The following is a 21,407-nucleotide window of genomic DNA, read 5'->3' as shown; positions in this document are numbered from 1 at the left end:
GCCTGATCGGCGGCGCATCTTGCGGGCGGCGCAGGCTGCGTCAAGATGGCAGAGCAGATGTTTTTCTGGAACCAACGCCGGGCCTCGATCATCTCACCTTATCGTGTTGCGCGGGCATTGGTTATCGCTGCGCGAGATTGTTGCGAAGTGATTTTCACTGGCTGTGAAAACGCGCTATGGCTGCGGCATCGCCGCTGCGGCTTTTTCTTTTGCGAGTTGAATTGTCCATGAATTTCGAGGCTAACAACCCGACCGCCTGCCGCATCCTGCCCAGCGGCGACGCCGCCATCACGGTCGAGTTCAGCCGCCAGATCAGTGCCGAGGCCAATCAGCGCGTGCTGGCGCTCGACCGCGCGCTGGCACGCGAGCCCATCGCCGGCATCACCGAAACCGTTCCGACCTATCGCTCGCTGCTGGTGCATTACGATCCGGAGCAGATCGGCTTCGACGCGCTTGCCGCGCAGCTGACCGAGCTGGCGCAAGCACCGACCGAATTGGAGTCGATCGCGAAGCGGCGCTGGCGGATACCGGTCTGCTATGGCGGCGAGCACGGCATCGATCTCGACGACATCGCCGCCACCTGCGGGTTGTCGGCGGACGAGGTGGTGGCGCGCCATGTCGCCGCCGAGTATCGGGTGGCGATGATCGGCTTCACGCCGGGCTGGTCCTATCTCAGCGGTCTCGATGCCGCGTTGCAAATGCCGCGACGGCAGAATCCGCGGCTGCTGACGCCGGCCGGCACGATCTCGATCGGCGGGGTGCAGACCGGCGTGCAGTGCCTCGCCGGCCCCAGCGGCTGGCACCTGATCGGACGCACCCCGGTACGCACCTATCAGCTGCATCGCGAGCCGATCTTTCTGCTGGAGCCCGGCGACGCGGTGAATTTCGTCGCGATCGATGCAGCGCAATTCGCCGAGCAGGATCGCGCCGCCGAACGCGGCGAGATCGTCGCAGAATTGGTGGCATCATGAGCAAGCTCGTTGTCGCCGCCGTTGGACCCGCGACCTCGGTGCAGGATGCCGGACGGCATGGTGCGCAGCGCTACGGCCTGACGCCGAGCGGCGCGATGGATACGTTGGCGCTGGCCGCCGCCAATGCGCTGCTGGGCAATGCGCCCTTCGCCGCGGCGATCGAACTCGGGCCGCTCGGCTCGGCCTTCATCGCGCGCGGCGGCCCGGTGCGGATCGCGCTGACCGGCGCGCCGCGCCCCGCCGCGGTCGACGGCCGCCCGATCGCGCTCAACGAATCCCTGACGCTTGCAGAGGGCGAACGGCTGACGCTGGGCGTCGCCCGCGGCGGCGTGTTCGGCTATCTGGCGATCGAGCGCGGTATCCAGGGCGAGCCGATGTTCGGCAGCCTCGCGGTCAATGCCCGCGCCGGGCTCGGCAGTCCGTTTCCGCGCCCGCTGCAGGTCGGCGACGAGATTCGCGCCATCGCCGCCAGCGGCGCCCCCGAACGCCGGATCGATCTGCCGCCCGAGGCGGAGGCGCCGATCCGCGTCGTGCTCGGCCCGCAGCATGACGAATTCACCGACGACGCCGTCAAACTGTTTCTCGACAGCGAATGGCGGATTTCCGCGACCAGTGACCGCATGGGCTATCGACTCGAAGGCCCAGCGATCAAGCATCTGCACGGCCACAACATCGTCTCCGACGGCACCGTCAATGGCAGCATCCAGGTGCCCGGCAATGGCCAGCCGATCGTGCTGATGCCGGACCGCGGCACAAGCGGCGGCTATCCGAAGATCGCCACCGTCATCACCGTCGATCTGCGCCGCCTGGCGCAGACCCAGGCCGGCCGCGGCTTCCGTTTCGAAGCCGTCACCATGGCGCAGGCGCAGGACGCCTACCGGGCGCTGGCGCAGGCGATCCGCGCCCTGCCCGGCCGCGTCGTCGACGCCCAGGCCTCGCAGCTCGACCTCGACGCGCTGCACAGCGCCAATGTGGCCGGCGTGGCGACCAATGCGTTCGACGGTTAGCATCCCATCAAGCAACTGGACCCAAGAAACTGGACCAATGACATGACCATCGATCTGAACTGCGATCTCGGCGAAGGTTTCGGCGCCTGGGAGATGGGCAATGATGCCGCGATGCTCGAGCTGGCGACCAGCGTCAACATCGCCTGCGGCTTTCACGCCGGCGACGCCGACATCATGCGCAACACCGCCACGCTCGCCAAGGCGCGCGGCGTCAGCATCGGCGCCCATCCGGGCTATCGCGACCTGCACGGCTTCGGCCGCCGGCCGGTCGCCGGGCTGTCATCCCAGGAAATCGAAAACCTCGTCGCCTATCAGATCGGCGCGCTGCAGGCGGTCGCCACGCTGGCGGGCCACAAGGTCACCCACGTCAAGGCGCATGGCGCGCTGTCCAATGTCGCCTGCGAGGACGACATGACGGCGCGGGCGATCGCCGCCGCGATCAAGGCGGTGGACCCGAAGCTGATCTTCGTGGTGCTGGCCAATTCCAAACTGGTCGAAGCCGGCGAAGCCGCCGGGCTGACGCTGGCCCATGAAGTGTTCGCCGACCGCGCCTATGAGGACAATGGCACGCTGGTCTCGCGCAAAAAGCCCGGCGCGGTGCTGCATGATCCCGACGCCATCGCCCAGCGCGTGGTTCGCATGGTGCAGGACGGCGCGGTGGTGTCGGTCACCGGCAAGGCGATGAAGATGCGCGCCGACACCGTGTGCATTCATGGCGACACCCCGGGCGCCGTCGAGATCGCGCGCGGCGTCCGGCACGCGCTCAAGAAGGCCGGCATCGACGTCAAACCATTCGCCCAACCGTAACGCTTCGACGCGTCGCGGACTTTTAGGCGCCGACGAGCCGCAGCAATTCGCCGGTCAATGCGCCGTCGGCGCTCAGTTCGTCCAGCATCGAAAAATGGTGGTGGCCGGCCAATATCCGTGCCGTGATCGGCGACCCGACCGCACATGCGAGCTCCGCGTAGTCGGCCGTTTGCCGGCGCAGCTCGGGCAGTTCGTCGCCGCCGACCGCGAGACATTGCGGTGCCGCGCCAACATGGACCAGACGCAGCGGGCTGAGCTCTGCGATCTCGCGCCGGTCGAGCCGCAGCAGATCGTTGAGATAACACAGCGCGATCGGCTCCAGATCGAAAATGCCGCTGATACACAGTGCGCCGCGCACCGATGACCTTGTGCTGGCCAGCGACGCCAGCTGTCCGCCCGCCGACCAGCCGCCGACAACCAGCCGTCTGCGGTCGAAGCCGAATTGCTCGGTATCGGCGATGAGAAACGCCAATGCCTGGTCGATTTCATCGGCGATCTGCGACAGCCGCGCCGCCGGCGCCAGCGTATAGCCAACCACCGCGACATCGATGCCGCGTGCATTCGGCCCCTCCGCCACGAAGGAGAACATCTCCTTGGCGTTGCGCTGCCAATAGCCGCCATGCAGGAACACCAGCAATGGCGCGCCGGACTCACCTGCTGAGAAATAATCGAGCGAGGTCCGCTCCTTGTCGCCATAGGCGAGATCGAGCCGCACCCCCGGGCCGGCGCGTCGGTCGGCGCTGCGTCGTTGCCATTGCGCCAGCCATTGCGGGCTGTCGGCGACTGCGGCACTGTTGTTGTAGGCGGCGTCCAGCGTCGCGCGGTCCATGCCGCGGAAGATCGCCTTCGCCGTATCGTGCGCTGCCAGGGCCATTCAGGAATCCGCCGCTGCGGCGAGCAGACGTCCGCCGCCGACATGGCTGGTCAAACGCTTGGTGACGTCGCGCCGCAACGCGTTGAACTCCGCCGAAGCGACGTCGCGCGGCCGCGGCAGATCGACCTCGGTCTGGCAATCGATCCGGCCGGGGCCGGCGCTCATCACCACCACCCGATCGGCCAGCAGCACCGCCTCCTCCACCGAATGGGTGACGAAGATCACCGTGAGCTTGGTGGTGCGCCAGATTTCGATCAGCTCTTCTTGCAAGGTGCTGCGCGTCAGCGCATCCAGCGCGCCGAACGGCTCGTCCATCAACAGCAGGTCGGCGTCATTGGCCAGCACCCGCGCGATCGCGACGCGCTGTTTCATGCCGCCGGACAATTGGTGCGGATAGCGGTCGGCGAACGCGGTCAGCCCCACCATCTCCATGAATTTCTTGGTCAGCTTGGCCACCTCGCTGGCGGCGATCCGGCGATGGCTCGGCCCGAAGCCGATATTCTGCTCCACCGTCAGCCAGGGAAACAGCGCGTAGTCCTGAAACACCATGCCGCGATCGGGTCCGGGGCGATCGACTTCGCAGCCATAGACCTTCACCGACCCCGCGGTGGCTTCCTCGAAGCCGGCGACGATGCGCAGCAATGTGGATTTGCCGCATCCCGAGGCGCCGAGCAGACAGATGAATTCGCCCTTGCGCACCGTCAGATTGGCGCCGCGCAGCGCCTCGACCGGTCCGTTGGCGGCCTCGTAGACCTTGCCGAGGTCGCTGACCTCGAGAATCACCGGCGGTGCGGCGCGGCTGGAAGACGTTGCGTCAAACATGGTGCTGCGGACTCCAGCGAAGGAAGTAATTGCTGAGCAGCACCAGAATCCGATCGGACAGAAATCCGGTGATGCCGATAATGATCATGCCGGTGATCACGAGGTCAGTGCGCGACAGCGTTCGGCCGTCCATGATCACCGCGCCGAGGCCTTCGGGCACGCCGGTCATCTCGCCCACCACGATCAGGATCCAGGCGAACGAGGCGCCGAGCCGCAATCCGTTGAAGATGCTGGGCAGTGCCGCCGGCAGCACCACGGCGCGAAACAATTGCGTGCCGCTGCAGCCCAGCATGCCGGCCGCTTCGAACAGTCGGGCATCGACCGATTTCACCCCGAACACGGTGTTGAGCAGGATCGGATAGAACGCCCCGAGAAACACCAGAAACACCGCCGATTTCGGACCAAGGCCGAAGAAGATCATCGACAGCGGCAACCACGCCGTCACCGGGATCGGCCGCAGCAGCGACAGCGTCGGATCGAGCATCGCCCGCAGCAGCGGAATGCGGCCGATCATCAGCCCCAGCGGAATGCCGGCCAGTGCAGCGCAGAAGAAGCCGCCATAGACCCGCTGCACCGACTTCCAGAAATGGATCGGCAGGCTGCCGCTATAGGCATCGTTGTAGATTCCGCCGAAGGCGAAATCCCACATCATCACGGCCACCCCGTAAGGCGGCGGGACCAGCCGCGTTCCGGTCCAGCGCACCATCACGTCCCACAGCAGCAACAGGCCGAGCGGCACCACGGCAGCAAGCGCGAACCCGCGCAGCCGGGCGCCGAAACCGCGCCCGTTACGCGGCCTGCCGCGCGCCGACACGACGGGCGCTGCGACAGGCTTTGTCGGCGAGGTTGCGCCCGATCTCGCGGGCGAGACGGTGCCTTCGAGACTCATCCTGCCCTCACGATGCCGAGATGGCTTTGACGAAGGTTGGATCGATGAAGGTCGTATAATCCGGCAACTGACGGATCTGCTTCTTGGCCAGCATCTGCTCGCCGTAGTAATGCGCCTGCTTCAGGAACAGATCGTCGATGTTCCAGGTCAGTTCGACATTGGGCGCCGCCTTTTCGATCGACGGTTTCTGCTGGCCGAGTTTCTGCATCGCCATTTCGACGAAGGCCTCGCGATTGCTCATCGCGAATTCGCTGGCCTTGCGGTGGATCTTCAGCAGCGTCCGGATCAGCTCCGGATCTTTTTCAATCAAGCCGCGGCGCGTGGTCAGCACCATGTTGAGCGAGCCGGTCGGCGTCGAATAGGGATATTCCACGATCTTGCCGACGCCCTTGGCGAGGCTGATGCCGGCGGCCGGTTCGGCACCCACATAGGCATCGATATCGCCGCGCTCGAGCGCCGGCGCCATGTCGGAGAACGACACCCGCACCGGCGTGATGTCCTTGATCGTCATGCCTTCGGCCGACAGACGGTCGAGGATCACGACCTCCTGGGTCGAGCCCGGCCAGATCGCGACCTTCTTGCCCTTCAGATCCTTGATGCTGTTGATCCCGGAATCCTTGCCGGCGACCACCGCCATGCCGCGGTTACAGGCGGCACCGATCACCACCACCGGTTCGCCATTGGCGCCGCCGAGCGTCGCCGCCGCCAGGCCGAAAATGCCGAAATCGACCGAGCCGGTGACAACGGCGTTCTTGCCGTCGGTCGGGCTCTCGAACGGAACCACCTCGATCTTGAAGCCGGCCGGCGCGAACTTTTGGTAGAAATACGGGGTGATGCCGTGGATCAGCTTCAGCGTCCCAACCTTGATGACGCGATCTTCCGCGGCGGCCTTCAGGCTTGTCGAGGCCAGCGCGGTCACTGTGGCTGCCAAGAGAATGAAATTCCGGCGGGTCAGATGGTGCATGGCGTTCCCTCATGTTGGCGGTGCGGTCAGGACAGTGTAGGTGCGACGCAACAATATCTGAAGTTTATTGTTTCTATCGGTTTGATAAGCTGGCTTAATAGTCGAATGCTCGCTCCCCTCGATCTCCGCCTGTTGCAGACCTTCATCGTGCTGGTGCAGACCGGCAGCTTTTCCGAAACCTCGCGCCGTCTGGGGCGGACCCAGCCCGCGGTCAGCCTGCAGCTCAATCGGCTGCAGGAAGCCACCGGCGCGCCTTTGTTCACCAAGGTCGGCCGCAAGCTGGTGCTGACCAATAATGGCGAGTTGGTGCTCGGCTATGCCCGGACCATCATGGGCCTGCAGGATGAGCTGCGCTCGCGGCTGGCGGCGCCCAAGCTCGATGGCGCCGTGGTGCTGGGCATGCCGGATCTTTATGCCGCCTATCTGCTGCCGGGCATCCTGTCGGAATTCCGCGCCGCCTACCCCAACGTCGATGTCGAATTGAAATGCGCGCTGTCGAGCAAGCTGATGGCCTCGGTCGAGCGCGCCGAAATCGACCTTGCGATCGTCACCGGGATGCCCGCCTTCAAGATCGGCGAGCTCGTGGCGCAGGAAGATTTGGTCTGGGTGGTGTCGGAGCGCGGCTCGGTGCATCTGGAAAATCCGGTGCCGCTGGCGATGCTGCCGCCCGGCAATATCTTTCGCGATTTCGGCCTGGCGGCGCTGGAGAGCATCGGGCGGACCTGGCGGCTCACCTGCATCAGCGAAAGCATTGGCGGCATCCAGGCCGCGGTGTTCGCCGGCACCGCGGTCAGCGTGGTCGGCAAGAGCTCGGTGCTGCCGGGGATGCGGGTGCTGGGCCGCGGCGACAGCTTTCCGGCGCTGCCCAAGGTCGATCTGGTGCTGTATCGCTCCGCCCGTCGGGCCAATCCGGCCGCCGAAGCGCTTGCCGGCGTGATCGTGCGGAACTTTGCCAGTTCCACGCTGGCCCCGACTGCGCGCTATGTCAGCACCCAGGCCGGCAGCGGCTCGCATGAATAGACCACGGCGCGCCGTCAGCCTTGTATTGGCCTGCTATTGAGGTTAGCTGCAGCACCTCGATCAGGCAGTTTGACCAATGCAGCAGGCCTCCGCGCCCAAAATCAGCTTTGTCTCGCTGGGATGTCCCAAGGCGTTGGTGGATTCCGAGCGCATCATCACGCGGCTGCGCGCCGAGGGCTATGAACTCGCCCGCAACCATGATGGCGCCGATCTGGTGATCGTCAACACCTGCGGTTTCCTCGACAGCGCCAAGACGGAATCGCTCGGCGCCATCGGCGAGGCGATGGCCGCCAATGGCAAAGTCATCGTCACCGGCTGCATGGGCGCCGAGCCCGAGCAGATCGAGGCCGCCTATCCCGGCGTGCTGTCGATCTCCGGTCCGCAGCAATATGAAAGCGTGCTCGACGCAGTGCATCGCGCCAAGCCGCCGCTGCACAATCCGCATCTCGATCTGGTGCCGCCGCAGGGCATCAAGCTGACGCCGCGACACTACGCTTATCTGAAGATTTCCGAAGGCTGCAACAACCGCTGCAGCTTCTGCATCATCCCCAAGCTGCGCGGCGATCTGGTCTCGCGGCCGGCGGGCGAGGTGCTGCGCGAGGCCGAGAAGCTGGTCAGTGCCGGGGTCAAGGAATTGCTGGTGATCTCGCAGGACACTTCGGCTTACGGCGTCGACCTGAAATACGCGACGAGCCCGTGGCAGGACCGCGAGGTCCGCGCCCGCTTCTATGATCTGGCCAAAGAGCTTGGCGAATTGGGCGCCTGGGTCCGGCTGCAATATGTCTACCCCTACCCGCATGTCGACGAGGTCATCGGCCTGATGACCGACGGCAAGATCCTGCCCTATCTCGACATCCCGTTTCAGCACGCCAGCCCGGACGTCCTGAAGCAGATGAAGCGCCCGGCGGCGCAGGACAAGACGCTGGAGCGGATCAAGCGCTGGCGCGAGCAATGCCCGGAGCTGACGCTGCGCTCGACCTTCATTGTCGGCTTTCCCGGCGAGACCGAAAGCGACTTCGCCTATCTGCTCGACTGGCTCGAGGAAGCCCAGATCGACCGCGTCGGCGCCTTCAAATACGAGCCGGTGGCCGGCGCGTCATCCAACGCGCTCGGCCATGCGGTGCCTGACGAGATCAAGCAGGAGCGCTGGAACGCGCTGATGGCGCGTCAGCAGACGATCTCGGCGCGGCGGCTGAAGCGCAAGGTCGGCACCCGCCAGCAGGTGATCGTCGACGAGGTCGGCCCCACCGTGTCGAAGGGCCGCTCCAAGGCCGACGCCCCGCAGATCGACGGCGCGGTGTATCTGTCGAGCCGCCGCCCGCTACGGGTCGGCGAGATCGTCACCGCCAAGATCGAACGCGCCGACGCCTATGATCTGCACGGCAGCGTCGCGGGATTTTGAGGCGGCAGCTCAACAGGAACAAGGTTCCTGAGCGCGGATAAGTGAGATTCCACCAGCCAACGCGATTGCGACGCCAAGCGGTCTGCAGATTGTGCCTTGCTCCGAGGGGCGCGCGGCAGCGCTTTTCACGAAGCCCGCTGGCTGCTAATCTCGCGCTATCGATCTTGGGGGCATTGGGATGGGCTGGCCGCTGCCGAGGCAGACAGTAACTCGCGGCGCGCTGGCCGCGATGATTGCCTTGCTGTCGGTGCTATCGGCAGACCCGGCCGCCGCGGAGAAACGCGTCGCGCTCGTGGTTGGCAATTCCGCCTATCAAAATATTACCCGGCTCGACAATCCCCGCAACGATGCGGCGCTGATGGGCGACACATTGACGAGCCTCGGCTTCACTCTGATCGGTGGACGCGCGCAGCTCGATCTCGACAAAATTGCACTGGACTCCGCCGTGCAAAGCTTCGGACGGCAAATTCTGGGCGCCGACGTCGCGTTGTTCTACTACGCCGGCCACGGCGTGCAGGTCAACGGATCGAACTACCTCGTGCCGGTGAGCGCCAATCCGACCCGCGAAGCCGACGTCGATTTCCAGATGGTGGACGTCAATCTGGTGTTGCGCCAGATGCAGGGATCCGGAACGCGGCTCAATTTGGTCATCCTCGACGCCTGCCGCAACAATCCATTCGGCGCGCGCGGCTTGCGCGCGTCGGATGGTGGCCTCGCCCAAATGCGGGCGCCGGAGGGCACGTTGATCTCCTACGCGACGCAGCCGGGCAGCGTCGCCCAGGACGGCAGCGACGGCCACAGCCCCTATACCAGGGCGCTGGCGACCACCGTCAAAAAGGCCGGGCTCGATATCTTTCAGACCTTCAATCAGGTCGGGCTCGCGGTGAAACGGAACACCGGCGGATCGCAGCAGCCATGGGTGTCGTCATCGCCGATCGACGGCACCTTTTATTTCGTTCCGCCCGCGGCAACAGCCTCGCCGCAGGTGGCAACGACCCCGGCGCCGCGGCTTGCCGATACGCTGCGTCCGGACCCCGACTTCGTACCGATAAATGATCCCGCGCTGTTGCGGGAATTGAGCGACCGTCTTTACGAACACAATTTCGATCCGGAGCCGCCGGGTAGCAAGAACGGCATGAAGGTGGCAATCGCCAAATTTCAGGAAAAGATCAAGATGACGCCAACCGGCGAAGCCACCGCCGGGGTCCTGGCGCGGCTGCGAAAGGTGGACGATTTGAAGCCATGGGGATCGATCGTCTACGGGGTCGACGGCGATAAATGGGGAATTTCCTGGAATCACCTGTCGCGCAAGGCGGCGGTCGATGACGCGCGTTCCAATTGCGGCGCGGACAAATGTCCGATTGAACTCAGCTTTTACGGCACACAATGCGGAGCCTTCGCGATTTCAGGACAATCGTGGTCGCTGGTCCAGCGTGAAACGATCCAGAAGGCCAAGGATGTTGCACTTGACGAGTGCGGCGGGACTGGCAAATCTTGCCGTATCATCGGTGCGGTCTGCGCCGACGGATCGGGCCGTTAAATTTCAAATCCAGTTATTCGGGAGCAGGCGATGACGCGAACGGCCCTTCGATACGCCACGAAAATCGCCCTGCTCTGGGCCTCCCTGGCCGCAATGGTTCCGCTTGCCGCGCTGGCCCAATCCGGCAGTGCCGGCGGCCGCATCGGCAATGATGACAAATCCCTCTCCGGCTCACGCCAGGCGCCAAGGTCGGTCGACACCGAGCGAGCCGCGCGACGAAGCAAGCCGAAAAGGGAAAAGCCGCACCGAGCCACTTCCCGCAACGGTGGAAGCGGTCGCGGCAGTTTCGACGGTGCATGGGCCGTCGTCTCCGTCGGCTGCGGAGGTACGTCCACGAGTGCTGTCGTCGTCAGCAGCGGGAGAGTTATCGGCCAAGGCGTCTCCGGAACGGTCAGCGCCAACGGCTCCGCGAAAACCGTCGGCAATTACCAAGGCATCACCATTATCAGTTCCGGCCACGTGTCCGGTCGCAGCGGTTCGGGCACCTTCCGGCGTTCGGACGGATGCAGCGGACGCTGGACCTCCACGAAGCAGTAATTGCGACTCCTGTTTATCGATGGGCCTGGATTAAGCCCTGATGCCGTCCATGCCGGATCGCAGTATCCGTTGCGGGGAGTCGCAACGGTTTTCCGCTCGGCGCAATATGCCCGCCATGGGCTGGTCCAGCGCCCAGACCGCTAGGGCTTGAGGATCGACGCGCCCGTCGTCAGCCGGCCTTCCAGATCGGCATGCGCCTTGGCCGCGTCCTTCAGCGCGTAAGCGTGATTGATCGGCACGTGCAGGTGGCCGTCGATCACCGCCGAGAACAGCGCGTCGGCGCCCTCGATCAGTTCCTTTCTGGTGCCGATATAATCGTTCAATTTCGGCCGGGTCGCGAACAGCGAGCCGTGATTGTTGAGTTCGGTCAGCGCGAAGGGCGGCACCGGCCCCGAGGCGTTGCCGAAGCTGACGAACAGCCCACGCGGCTTGATGCAGGACAGCGAGCCCGGAAAGGTGGTCTTGCCGACGCCGTCATAGACCACGTCGCACAATTCGTTGCGGCTGATCTGCTTGACGCGGGCGACGAAGTCTTCGTCATTATAGAGGATGACGTGATCGCAACCATTAGCCAGTGCCAGATCGGCCTTGGCCTTGGAGCCGACGGTGCCGATCACATGGGCGCCGAGCGCCTTCGCCCACTGACAGGCCAACAACCCGATGCCGCCGGCCGCGGCGTGGATCAGCACGCGATGGCCGGGCTCGACCTTGAAGGTCTTGTGCAGCAGGTACCACACCGTCAATCCCTTGAGCATCAGCACGGCGCCCTGCTCATAGGTGATGTGGTCGGGCAGCTTGACCAGCTTGTCGGCCGGAATGTTGCGTTCGGTGGCGTAGCCGCCGAGATTGTAGTAATAGGCGACGCGATCGCCGGGATGGAAATTGGTGACATGGGGCCCGACCGCGACGACTTCGCCCGCGGCCTCGTTGCCGGCGATGAACGGCATCGTCGGCGCCTTGTAGAGTCCGGTGCGAAAATAGACGTCGATGAAGTTCAGGCCGACCGCGTGCTGCCGGATCCGGACTTCGCCGTCGCCGGGCGCCGGAACGTCGACCGATTCATAGACCAGCGCTTCCGGTCCCCCCACCTTGTGAACCCGCACGGCCTTCGTCATCGTCGACTCCCATTGATATTTTCGAAGGCAGCGAAAGCTATCGCCGCCGCATTGTCAACCGGATCGCGGCCGCGCCGGGCCTGCGCCCAGCCGGCTTTGCCGCGATTGCGCTGCCGGGTTACGCGCGAGTCAATTTCAGCAATCGGATCACCGCATCGGCACCGACGATATACAGCGCGATCGCGCACAGCCCGATGGTCACCGGCAGCGGCACCACGAAATCCTCGACCACCGCGATGATCGCAAGCCCGGCCCAGATCCCGATCAGCGCCAGGTTGAGCCCCCGGAAGCGGACCACCCGCACCGGATGGATGACATGGAACGGCACGAAGGTCAGCACGATCAGAGCGGCGACGACGAGGCTCGCCAGCGCCGCCGGCGGATGCAGCAGGAACAGGTAGAACGCCGCCGCGTTCCACAGCGCCGGAAAGCCGCGGAAATGATTGTCCGGCGTCTTCATTCGCCGATCGGCGAAGTACAGTGCGCCGCTGATGACGATGCCCGCGCCCAGCACCGGCGCCGCCACCGGCAACAGCAGGCCGCTGGCGGTGATCGCATAGGCCGGCACGAACACATAGGTGACGAAATCGACCACCAGATCGAGCACGTCGCCGGACCAGTCGGGCTGCACCCGCCGGACGTCGAGCCGCCTGGCGATCGGCCCGTCGAGCGCGTCGATCAGCAGCGCGACGCCGAGCCAGACGAACATCGCGGCCCAGTGCTGGCGCACCGCCTCCAACAGCGAGATCAGCGCGATGCCGGCGCCGGTCGCGGTGAGCAGATGCACCGAAAACGCGGCGGCGCGCGCGGCGCGGGAGGCTTGCTTGGGTTCGGGCTGGTCCAAAGGGGTCATGTCGGCCGCTGTGTTATCAGGAAATCCCTGATTTTTCATGTCGCTGCTTATGGCCTTCGGCCGCGCAACCGCCGGCAACGTTAATCTCTTTGTTCGGGCTTGAAAAACCCGGCGGCGACGTCAATTGTCCCCACATGAACCAGATTGCGCAGCCTGAGATTTTCGACGTCATCGTGGTCGGCGGCGGCCCGGCCGGCCTCACCGCGGCGATCGCCTTGGCCACCGCCGGCGCCCGCACCGCTTTGGTGGCCAAGCGCCTGCCCTATGCCGACAACCGCACCACCGCCTTGCTTGGCGATTCGGTCGACCTGCTCGATCGGCTCGACGTCTGGCGCCGCTGCTCCGGCAAGGCGGCGGCGCTGCGGGTGATGCGTCTGGTCGACGACACTGGGCGGTTGATCCGCGCCCCGGAAGTGCGCTTCGTCTCGGCCGAGATCGGGATGGACGCGTTCGGCTACAATATCGAAAACCGCACGCTGCTGATCGCGCTCGAGGAGCGCGCCGCCGAATTGTCCAATCTGGTCCGCATCGACGACGAGGCCGAGGCGATCATTCCCGACGAGACCGAGGCCGTGGTGCGCACCGCGCAGGGGCAGTCATTGTCGGCGCAGCTATTGGTCGGCGCCGATGGGCGCAATTCGCGATGCCGGCAGGCCGCCGGGATCGAGGTCAAGAGCCGCGCGCTCGATCAGTCGGCGCTGACCTTCAACGTCGCGGTCGCGCGGCCGCATCAGAACATGTCGACCGAATTCCACACCGCCCAGGGCCCCTGCGTGTTCGTGCCGTTGCCCGGCAAGCGCATGAGCGTGGTCTGGGTCGCGGCGCCGAGTGAAGCGCAACGGCTGATGGCGCTTGGCGATGACGACTTGTCGGCCGCAGCCGAGCGGCAGTCGCATTCGATTTTCGGCCGCGTCAGTGTCGCGCCCGGCCGCAATCTGTTTCCGCTGGCGATCGAAAAGCCCAGGCATTTCGCGCAAGCGCGGATCGCGCTGGTCGGCGAAGCCGCCCATGTGGTGCCGCCGATCGGCGCCCAGGGGTTGAACATGGGTTTGCGCGACGCCGGCGATATCGCCGAGATCGTCCGCGATGCGCTGGAGAACGGCAAGGATCTGGGCGGCGCCGATGTGCTGGCGAATTTCGAGAGGGCCCGCCGCGGCGACGTCGCCAGCCGCACCTTCGCCATCGACGTCGCCAACCGCTCGCTGCTCAGCGATCTGTTGCCGGCGCAGGCGGCGCGCGCGATCGGCATGCATCTGATCGGCGCGCTGGGTCCGCTGCGGCGGCTGGCGATGCGCGAGGGATTGTCGCCGTCATGGCGATCGCTCTGAGCGCGATCTGACGCCGCTCAGAATGCGATCTGGCCGGTGCTGATCAGCCACATCACCGTGGTCAAGCTGAGCACCGAGACGAAGGTGCCGATCAGCACCGCGACCGAGGCCGGCTCGACCCAGGTGTTGTATTGCCGGGCGATCACGAACACGTTCAGCGCCGGCGGCAGTGACGCCATCAGCAGCGCGGTGGCGGCCCATTCCGGCGTGAACGGCCCGAACAGCAGCAGCAGGCCGAACACCAACAGCGGATGCAGCAGCAGTTTCACCACCACGATGCCCGGCACCTCCCACGGCACCCGGCCGAACGGGCGCAGCGCCACGGTGACGCCGAGCACGAATAGCGCCACCGGCGCCGCGGCGTTCTGCAGGAATAGCAGCATGCCGTCCACCGCGACCGGCAGCTTGAGATGCAGCGCCGCCGCCAGCGCGCCGCAATAGGCCGCGACGATCAGCGGATGCAGCACGATCTCGCGCACCACCATGGCGATGGTCGGCAGCAACGGCCGCTTGGTCCCCGAGGTCAGCGCCATGACCAGCGGCACGATCGAAAACAGGAAGATGCTGTCGAAGCAGAAGATCAGCGCGGTCGGCACCGCCGCCTTGGCGCCGAGCACCGCCAGCGCCAGCCCCGGCCCCATATAGCCGATATTGCCGTAACCGCCGGCCAGCCCGGCCATCGTCGCGTCGCGAATCGACAGCTTGCCGAGCAGCCGCCCGACCAGCGCGGAGAGCCCGAACGCCAGCATCGTGGCCAGCGTGGTCGCCAGCACGAATGGCAGGTTGTTCAATTCCTCGAACGGCGTCTTCGACATGATTCGGAAGAACAGCGCCGGCAGCGAGACGTAGAGCAGGAAAAAATTCATCCAGGCCAGGCCGTTCTCCGGCAGCCGCTTCCAGCGTCCGCAGGCAAAGCCGACAAAGATCAGACCAAAATAGGGGAGCGCCAGATTGAGGATGTCGATCATGCGAAGGCGTTGTTATTATTGAATTGTTGGCCATTGACCGGGACACGCCAAGGGAGCCCTTCGCGCAGCAATCGTCCGCTTGGCACTAGCATCGGGCACGATCCTGGTCTATGCGATTTGAATGATTAAGACGAGCACAGCCAAATTTCAGATTGGGCAGATCGTCCGCCACCGGATCTTCTCGTTCCGCGGGGTGATTTTCGATATTGATCCGGAGTTCAACAACACTGAGGAATGGTGGCTGTCGATCCCCGAAGAGGTGCGGCCGCACAAGGACCAGCCGTTCTATCACCTGCTGGCCGAGAATTCTGACTCCGAATACGTCGCCTATGTTTCCGAGCAGAACCTGGTGCCGGACGAGACCGGCGAGCCGGTCCGCCATTCGCAGGTCGCCGAGATCTTCGTCAAGGACAAGGCCGGCGGCTATCGGCCGCGCAATCCGTCGCTGAATTGATCGCGACGCCGGCATCGGACAGCGTCCGCCCGGCTTCCGGCATCACCCCAAACCATCAAGGGCGCCCCTTTCGGAGCGCCCTTTTCGATTGGCTAATTGTCTGATTGGCCGGCTTGTCTGATTGCCGGCTGCCGATTATTTCGCCGGCGCGGCGGGGGCCTGGGCTTCCAGCTTCTTGCGCTGCTCTTCCGCCCGCTTCTGCAATTCTTCCTGCAGCTTCTTCTGGGTTTCTTCGAACTGCTTGGGGTCGGTCGGCGGACCGTCATAGGCCTTGGCGAATTCCGCCAGCGGCAGCGGCAGCGTCAACGGCGCGCCGTTGGAATTGATCGCCTGCACGATCAAGTTCTGGCCCTTCTTCAGCTGGGTCAGCAATTCCGGGGTGACGTCGTAGTCCGACATGCAGCCATTGGCGAAGCAGATCACATAGGGGCTCTGCATCGGCGGGTTGCTGTCGACGATCACCCGGGTTCCGTGCACCAGCTGCATGCCGAGCGGCAGCGTGACGCGCAGGATCTTCTTGGCCTCGCCTTCCGGCTCGATGATCACCGCTGCGATCACCGGCTGGCCGGATTCGATGCGGCCGTCCTTGCCGGTGAAGCAAACCTGCTTGGCCTTGGCGTCCTGCCCCTTCAGGCAGAATTTGGTCCAAGGCGCGTAAATCAGCTGAACCTGCTGCTCCGGCGGCGTGGCGGCGGGAGCGGCGGGCGCGGCAGCCTTCGGCGCGGCCTTGCCCTTGGGTGCCTGGGCTTGCGCTGCGGAAACCACGGTCACAGCGGCGACGCTCGCCGCCATCAGCAGGGCCAAAGCCCGCCCGCGCGGCACGGCCGGCGCGACCAAGTTACGGAAATTCATTGCGGAGAACCCTTTCTGAACGGTCGCACACCCCAAACCGCGACGCGGGAGCTGACATCTGGCCGTTTGGCGGCTATCTCGGTGCCAAATGAGGCGGTTACGTGACAGGCCTTGCGAGCAACGTCAATCGACCGCCTTCAATACAACGGCAGATGAAAATATCAATGCCGACCATCACATCCGGGTCGTTGTCGTGAGCTGCTCACGGCGATTGTGATAGAATCATCGGGTGATCTTTGGCGAATCAAACCACCTTCTGTGGCGGCGGCTCGTTGGGCTCGCGCTCGGCGCCGGTATTGTTGTCGGTACGTGGTGCAGTGCGGCAAGATGCGCGGCGGCACAGCCGGCTCACGCCATCGCGATGCACGGCGAGCCGGCTTTCCCCGCCAATTTTTCCGCAATGCCCTATGTCAATCCGGACGCCCCGAAAGGCGGCCGCCTGATCCAGGGCGTGCTCGGCACCTTCGACAGTCTCAATCCGCTGATCGTCCAGGGCATCGCGGTTCCGCAGATCCGCGGCTTCGTGCTCGAGAGCCTGATGACGCGGGGCCAGGACGAAGCCTTCACGCTGTACGGATTGCTGGCGCAGAGCATCGAGACCGACGATGCCCGCAGCTATGTCACCTTCCGGATCAACCCGCTTGCCCGGTTCTCCGACGGCCAGCCGGTCCTTGCCGAGGACGTGCTGTTCTCATGGGCGTTGCTGCGCGACAAGGGCCGGCCCAATCACCGGCTGTACTACGCCAAGGTCAGCAAGGCCGAGGCACTGGACGAGCGCACCGTGCGGTTCGATTTCGGCGGCGAGCCCGATCGCGAACTGCCGCTGATCCTCGGGCTGATGCCGGTGCTGCCGAAACACGCCGTCGACGTCGCGCATTTCGAGGAAACCACGATGACGCCGCCGCTCGGCTCCGGGCCCTATCGCGTCACCGCGGTCAAGCCCGGCGCCAGCGTGACGCTGACCCGCAACCCCGATTACTGGGGCCGCGACCTGCCGATCAATCGCGGGCTGTGGAATTTCGACGAGATCCGGCTCGATTACTTTCGCGAGGCCAATGCGCATTTCGAGGCGTTCAAGCGCGGCCTGTATGATTTTCGGGTCGAGACCGAACCGTCGCGATGGCACGGCGGCTATGATTTCCCCGCCGCCCGCGACGGCGAGGTGATCCGCGACACCATCACCACCGGGCTGCCGCAGCCCTCGGAGTTTCTGGTGTTCAACACCAGGCGGCCGGTGTTCTCAGATATTCGCGTCCGCGAGGCGCTGCGGCAATTGTTCGATTTCGAATGGATCAACCGCAACTACTTCTTCGGGCTCTATACGCGTTCGGCCGGTTACTTCGCCGGCTCGGAATTGTCGGCCTATGGGCGGCCGGCGGATGAGCGCGAGCGCGCCCTGCTGAAACCGTTTCTGTCGCGGCTGCGACCGGACATCGTCGATGGCAGCTACCATCTGCCGGTCAGCAATGGCTCGGGCCGCGACCGCAACGCGCTGCGCAAGGCGCTGTCCTTGCTGGCGCAGGCCGGCTACGAGCTCGACGGCACCGTGATGCGCCGGCACGACACCGGCCAGCCGCTGGCCTTCGAAATCCTGGTGAGCACCCGCGACCAGGAACGCATCGCGCTGGCCTATGCGGGCAGTCTCAAGCGCGCCGGGATCAAGGTCGCGGTCCGCGCCGTCGACGCGGTGCAGTTCGATCAGCGCCGGCTCACTTTCGATTTCGACATGATCCAGAACCGCTGGGACCAGTCGCTGTCGCCCGGCAATGAGCAGTCGTTCTACTGGGGCGCCGAATCGGCCGACACCAAGGGAACCCGGAACTACATGGGGGCGCGCGACCCGGCGATCGACGTGATGATCGCCGCGATGCTGGAGGCCCGCGAGCGCCCGGCTTTCGTGTCGGCGGTGCGCGCGCTCGACCGGGTGCTGATCTCGGGGTTCTACGGGGTTCCGCTCTACAGCATTCAACAGCAATGGATCGCCCGATGGAATCGGATAGAACGGCCCAAGGCAACTGCTTTGACCGGCTATCTCCCGGAGACCTGGTGGCAGCGTCCCTCGACCCAGCAAAGGTGATCCCGTGAGCCAGACCAACATCTCACCGACCCTGGACGGGCTGTTTCGCCGCAGCCTGGCGCGGCAGCCCGACGCGCTGGCGCTGGTCGATCCCGCCGACAAGATGCGGGTCAGCGCCCAATTGCCCAAGCGCCTCACCTATGCGCAAGCCGACCGCGCGATCGCGGCGCTGGCGGCGCATTTCGCCGCCGCCGGCCTGCCGCCCAATTCGGTGATCGCGGTGCAACTGCCGAATACCGTCGAATTTATCCTCACCGTGCTGGCGGCGCATCGCGCCGGACTGGTGGTGGCGTTGCTGCCGCAGCTGTGGCGGCAGGCCGAATTGACCATGGCGCTGAACCGGACCGGCGCCCGCGCGATCGTCGCGGCCGGCAAGATCGACGGCGTCAACCACGCCGACCTGGCGATGAACGCCGCCGCCGAGGCGTTTTCGATTCGCCATGTCTGCGGCTTCGGCGACGATCTGCCCGAAGGCATGGCCTCGCTGGACGCCGCACTTTACAAGAGCGACGAGGCCGTCGCGCCGGCCACGCAGGACGGGCGGCGCGCCGCGATCATTTCGTTCGACGTTACCGCCGACGGCTTTCGCGCCATCCCGCGCACCCATCTCAATCTGATTGCCGGCGGGCTCGTGGTGTTTCTCGAAAGTGGGATGGCGCAGGGGGCAACGGTGATGTCGGCAGTGGCGCCGTCGTCCTTCGCCAGCCTCGCCTCCTCGCTGATGGTGTGGCTGCTGAGTGGCGGCACGCTGGCGCTGCATCACCCCTTCGATGACGACGTCGCCGAGCGACAGATCGTCGAATTCAATTGCGAGGCCCTGGTGGCGCCGGCGCCGCTGGCGCTGCGCCTGGCCGATACCGGGCTGCTGGCGCGCGCGCCGTCGCTGCGCACGGTGATCGGATTGTGGCGGGCGCCCGAACAGGTCGCCTCGAGCGCGACCTGGTCGGCCAATTCGGTGTCATTCACCGATATCTATCTGTTCGGCGAGGCCGGCCTGTTCGGCGCGCGGCGATCGCCCGATGGCGTGCCGGCCACGATCCAGCCCGGGCCGCACGGCGCGCCGCGCGACGTGATGGGCTCGTCGACCGCGGGCGAAATCCTGGTGACGCCGCACGGCACGCTGGGGCTGCGCGGCCCGATGATCGTGCTGGCGGCCTATCAGCCGCAGGGACCGTCCGGCGTGCCGAGCTCCGAGCCGCAAACCGACTATGTCGACACCGGCTACGCCGCCCGGCTCGACCGCAGCAGCGGCGCGGTCTGTATCACGGCGCCACCGCCGACGATCATGGCCGTGGGTGGCTATCGTTTCCTCGCCCAGGACCTGCAGGAATGGGCCAAACGCCTCGGCCAGGGGGCGCTGTTGACGGCGCTGCCGGACCGGTTGAGCGGCTACCGGCTCGCCGGGCGCGCCAATGACAACGCAAGGGCCCGCGAAGCGCTCTCGGAACTTGGGCTCAACCCCTTGATGGTGGAGGCGTTTCGCGATCCCCCCGGGCGCTCCGGCGAGGAGTCGGCAACGCCGTTGACGCGGCATTAACAGCGTCGATCTAAAGTCCAACGCTGGTGAAATGCAGCGTTGAGCGACTCTGACACATGACCACCCAAGCCCCCATTCTAGTCGTGACGGCCGGCGACCCCGCAGCGCTGATGATGGCGCTGTCCGAGGCCAAGCTGTTCCCGGTGATCGATTCAAGCTGGAGCGACGCCAGCAATGCGGTGCAGCGGCTACGACAGGCCGCGGTGATCGTCTGCGGCAGCGACGCCGAGCCGGGCTTTCCGGCACTGGCCCAGCAGATCGCCACGATGGTTCCCTATGTGCCGCTGATCGCGATCAATCCCGGCGATCATGCGACGGATCAGGCCATCCCCTTCGTCGCCACCGATGTGCTTTACGACCGGCTGGGCACCCGGCTGCGCGCGGCACTGCGGGTGCGGACGCTGCATGCGACGGTGCTGCGACGGCTCGACGCCGAATCGCTGCCGCAGCTGCCGCCGACCGACCCGATCGAAGACGCCACCGTGCTGCTGATCGGCCGCGGCGCCGCCTACCCGGCCTTGTCGGTGGCGCTGGGCGAGCGCCTCGGCGTGGTCGGTGCGCTCAGCGTCGAAGCCGCCGCCAAACATCTCAATAGCCGCGATCTCGACGGCATCATCCTCGGCGAAGGCTTCAGCCCGCGGGTGGTCGACGCCTTCCTCACCGTGCTGTCCGAAGACGCCCGGTTTCGCAATCTGCCGATCGTGGTCGCGGCCGCCGGCCCGACCCCGACCTATGATCTGCCGAACCTGGAATATGCACTCGGCGACCCGGCGCATACCGTGATGAGCGCGCTGCCGCTGATCCGGCTGCACGCTTTCGAGGCCCGTCTCAGCCGCGTCCTCAAATCGCTCGACGCCGGTGGATTGATCGATCCCTGCACCGGCCTGCTGACGCAAGACGCCTTCGATCGCGACTTTGCCACTGCGGTCTACCAGACCCAGGCAAGCGGCGGCGGCATGTCGGTGGCCCGGTTCAAGCTCAATCGGCCGGACCCGCGCGCCGCCTTCGACGCGGCGCGGATCGTCAGCCGGCTGATGCGGCGGATGGATTTCGGCGTGCTGCAGGACGACGGCTCGATCCTGGTGGCCTTCGCCGAGACCGGATTGCGCAGTGCCCAGACCATCGCGCGGCGCCTCTCGAGCGTGATGAAGCAGACCTCGCATGGCCCGCGGCCCGACCAGCGGATCGATGCCGAAGTGACGGTGGCGACACTGCTGCCGACCGATACCGCGCGATCAATCCTCACGCGGCTGACCGAGCAGGACGCCCGCCGCGCGGCGTCGTGAGAGTCTGACGGCCCCCAGAGAACCGGGCCATCATTCCGTCATTGCGAGCCGAGGCCGGCGCGCAGCGCCGTCCGACAGCGAAGCAATCCAGGAGCGCCACCCAC

20 protein-coding genes are annotated in these 21,407 nt (G+C 65.6%); 12 read left to right on the top strand and 8 right to left on the bottom strand.

The features are described 5' to 3' along the window. The first annotated feature begins 227 nt into the window (after window positions 1-227). Genes pxpB through RBJ75_RS05050 form a run of 3 tightly spaced genes read left to right on the top strand, consistent with a single transcriptional unit; the run spans window position 228 to window position 2,785 of the window. Complete coding sequence (gene pxpB, locus RBJ75_RS05060) at window positions 228-971, top strand: 5-oxoprolinase subunit PxpB (protein WP_044408204.1); 744 nt, start codon at window positions 228-230, stop codon at window positions 969-971. Then, complete coding sequence (locus tag RBJ75_RS05055) at window positions 968-1,978, top strand: biotin-dependent carboxyltransferase family protein (RefSeq protein ID WP_044408201.1); 1,011 nt, start codon at window positions 968-970, stop codon at window positions 1,976-1,978. The genes pxpB and RBJ75_RS05055 overlap by 4 nt, the downstream gene beginning before the upstream one ends. A gap of 42 nt (window positions 1,979-2,020) precedes the next feature. Beyond that, complete coding sequence (locus RBJ75_RS05050; RefSeq protein WP_044408198.1) at window positions 2,021-2,785, top strand: LamB/YcsF family protein; 765 nt, start codon at window positions 2,021-2,023, stop codon at window positions 2,783-2,785. A gap of 22 nt (window positions 2,786-2,807) precedes the next feature. Here the strand turns inward: RBJ75_RS05050 and RBJ75_RS05045 are convergent, their stop codons facing one another. Genes RBJ75_RS05045 through RBJ75_RS05030 form a run of 4 tightly spaced genes read right to left on the bottom strand, consistent with a single transcriptional unit; the run spans window position 2,808 to window position 6,334 of the window. Beyond that, a complete protein-coding gene (locus RBJ75_RS05045) occupies window positions 2,808-3,659 on the bottom strand; it encodes an alpha/beta hydrolase (protein ID WP_044408195.1) in 852 nt (283 codons plus the stop codon). Then, complete coding sequence (locus RBJ75_RS05040) at window positions 3,660-4,481, bottom strand: ABC transporter ATP-binding protein (protein ID WP_044408192.1); 822 nt, start codon at window positions 4,479-4,481, stop codon at window positions 3,660-3,662. Then, window positions 4,474-5,370 carry an ABC transporter permease gene (locus RBJ75_RS05035; protein ID WP_044408189.1) on the bottom strand — a complete coding sequence of 299 codons (897 nt, stop codon included), beginning with the start codon at window positions 5,368-5,370 and terminating at the stop codon, window positions 4,474-4,476. The genes RBJ75_RS05040 and RBJ75_RS05035 overlap by 8 nt, the downstream gene beginning before the upstream one ends. A gap of 7 nt (window positions 5,371-5,377) precedes the next feature. Continuing rightward, window positions 5,378-6,334 (bottom strand): ABC transporter substrate-binding protein, encoded by a 957-nt coding sequence (locus RBJ75_RS05030; protein WP_044408186.1) that lies wholly within the window; start codon window positions 6,332-6,334, stop codon window positions 5,378-5,380. Between the two features lie 105 nt (window positions 6,335-6,439). Between RBJ75_RS05030 and RBJ75_RS05025 the strand changes: the two genes are divergently transcribed. The 4 genes from RBJ75_RS05025 to RBJ75_RS05010 all read left to right on the top strand — a co-directional run bounded on the left by RBJ75_RS05025 (window position 6,440) and on the right by RBJ75_RS05010 (window position 10,833). Beyond that, the gene (locus RBJ75_RS05025; protein ID WP_044408183.1) at window positions 6,440-7,354 is read left to right on the top strand and encodes a LysR substrate-binding domain-containing protein; all 915 of its coding nucleotides are present in this window, start codon (window positions 6,440-6,442) and stop codon (window positions 7,352-7,354) included. A gap of 76 nt (window positions 7,355-7,430) precedes the next feature. Continuing rightward, on the top strand, window positions 7,431-8,756 hold the full coding sequence (gene rimO, locus RBJ75_RS05020) for a 30S ribosomal protein S12 methylthiotransferase RimO (protein ID WP_044408180.1): 1,326 nt from the start codon (window positions 7,431-7,433) through the stop codon (window positions 8,754-8,756). A 178-nt stretch (window positions 8,757-8,934) separates the two neighbouring features. After that, window positions 8,935-10,296, top strand: a complete 1,362-nt coding sequence (locus RBJ75_RS05015; RefSeq protein ID WP_044408177.1) for a caspase family protein — start codon at window positions 8,935-8,937, stop codon at window positions 10,294-10,296. A gap of 30 nt (window positions 10,297-10,326) precedes the next feature. Further along, complete coding sequence (locus RBJ75_RS05010; protein WP_080900941.1) at window positions 10,327-10,833, top strand: hypothetical protein; 507 nt, start codon at window positions 10,327-10,329, stop codon at window positions 10,831-10,833. Between the two features lie 140 nt (window positions 10,834-10,973). Here the strand turns inward: RBJ75_RS05010 and RBJ75_RS05005 are convergent, their stop codons facing one another. Beyond that, window positions 10,974-11,948, bottom strand: coding sequence for a quinone oxidoreductase family protein (locus tag RBJ75_RS05005; RefSeq protein WP_044408174.1), 975 nt, complete (start codon window positions 11,946-11,948; stop codon window positions 10,974-10,976). A gap of 118 nt (window positions 11,949-12,066) precedes the next feature. Continuing rightward, complete coding sequence (gene pcsA, locus RBJ75_RS05000) at window positions 12,067-12,801, bottom strand: phosphatidylcholine synthase (RefSeq protein ID WP_044408171.1); 735 nt, start codon at window positions 12,799-12,801, stop codon at window positions 12,067-12,069. A gap of 134 nt (window positions 12,802-12,935) precedes the next feature. On the opposite strand from pcsA, the gene RBJ75_RS04995 reads away from it, so the two are divergent. Beyond that, window positions 12,936-14,129, top strand: coding sequence for a UbiH/UbiF family hydroxylase (locus RBJ75_RS04995; protein ID WP_044408168.1), 1,194 nt, complete (start codon window positions 12,936-12,938; stop codon window positions 14,127-14,129). 17 nt (window positions 14,130-14,146) lie between these two features. Here RBJ75_RS04995 and RBJ75_RS04990 read toward each other — a convergent pair whose 3' ends face one another. Further along, on the bottom strand, window positions 14,147-15,097 hold the full coding sequence (locus tag RBJ75_RS04990; protein WP_044408165.1) for an AEC family transporter: 951 nt from the start codon (window positions 15,095-15,097) through the stop codon (window positions 14,147-14,149). A gap of 121 nt (window positions 15,098-15,218) precedes the next feature. Here RBJ75_RS04990 and hspQ point away from each other — a divergent pair, with 121 nt between their 5' ends. Continuing rightward, a complete protein-coding gene (hspQ, locus tag RBJ75_RS04985) occupies window positions 15,219-15,551 on the top strand; it encodes a heat shock protein HspQ (RefSeq protein ID WP_044408162.1) in 333 nt (110 codons plus the stop codon). 135 nt (window positions 15,552-15,686) lie between these two features. On the opposite strand, the gene RBJ75_RS04980 is transcribed toward hspQ, so the two are convergent. Continuing rightward, window positions 15,687-16,403, bottom strand: coding sequence for an invasion associated locus B family protein (locus RBJ75_RS04980; protein WP_044408159.1), 717 nt, complete (start codon window positions 16,401-16,403; stop codon window positions 15,687-15,689). Window positions 16,404-16,803: 400 nt separating this feature from the next. Between RBJ75_RS04980 and RBJ75_RS04975 the strand changes: the two genes are divergently transcribed. Genes RBJ75_RS04975 through RBJ75_RS04965 form a run of 3 tightly spaced genes read left to right on the top strand, consistent with a single transcriptional unit; the run spans window position 16,804 to window position 21,303 of the window. Beyond that, window positions 16,804-18,480, top strand: a complete 1,677-nt coding sequence (locus RBJ75_RS04975; RefSeq protein WP_411194494.1) for an extracellular solute-binding protein — start codon at window positions 16,804-16,806, stop codon at window positions 18,478-18,480. Window positions 18,481-18,484: 4 nt separating this feature from the next. Then, a complete protein-coding gene (locus RBJ75_RS04970; protein ID WP_044408153.1) occupies window positions 18,485-20,017 on the top strand; it encodes an AMP-binding protein in 1,533 nt (510 codons plus the stop codon). Between the two features lie 56 nt (window positions 20,018-20,073). Then, window positions 20,074-21,303, top strand: a complete 1,230-nt coding sequence (locus RBJ75_RS04965; protein WP_044408151.1) for a hypothetical protein — start codon at window positions 20,074-20,076, stop codon at window positions 21,301-21,303. The last annotated feature ends 104 nt before the right edge of the window (window positions 21,304-21,407 follow it).

It is taken from the genome of Rhodopseudomonas sp. BAL398 (genome assembly GCF_033001325.1).
GTDB lineage: Bacteria > Pseudomonadota > Alphaproteobacteria > Rhizobiales > Xanthobacteraceae > JARJEH01.
Note: the sequence above shows the minus strand (reverse complement) of the source record. Positions and strands in the feature narration are given on the sequence as shown.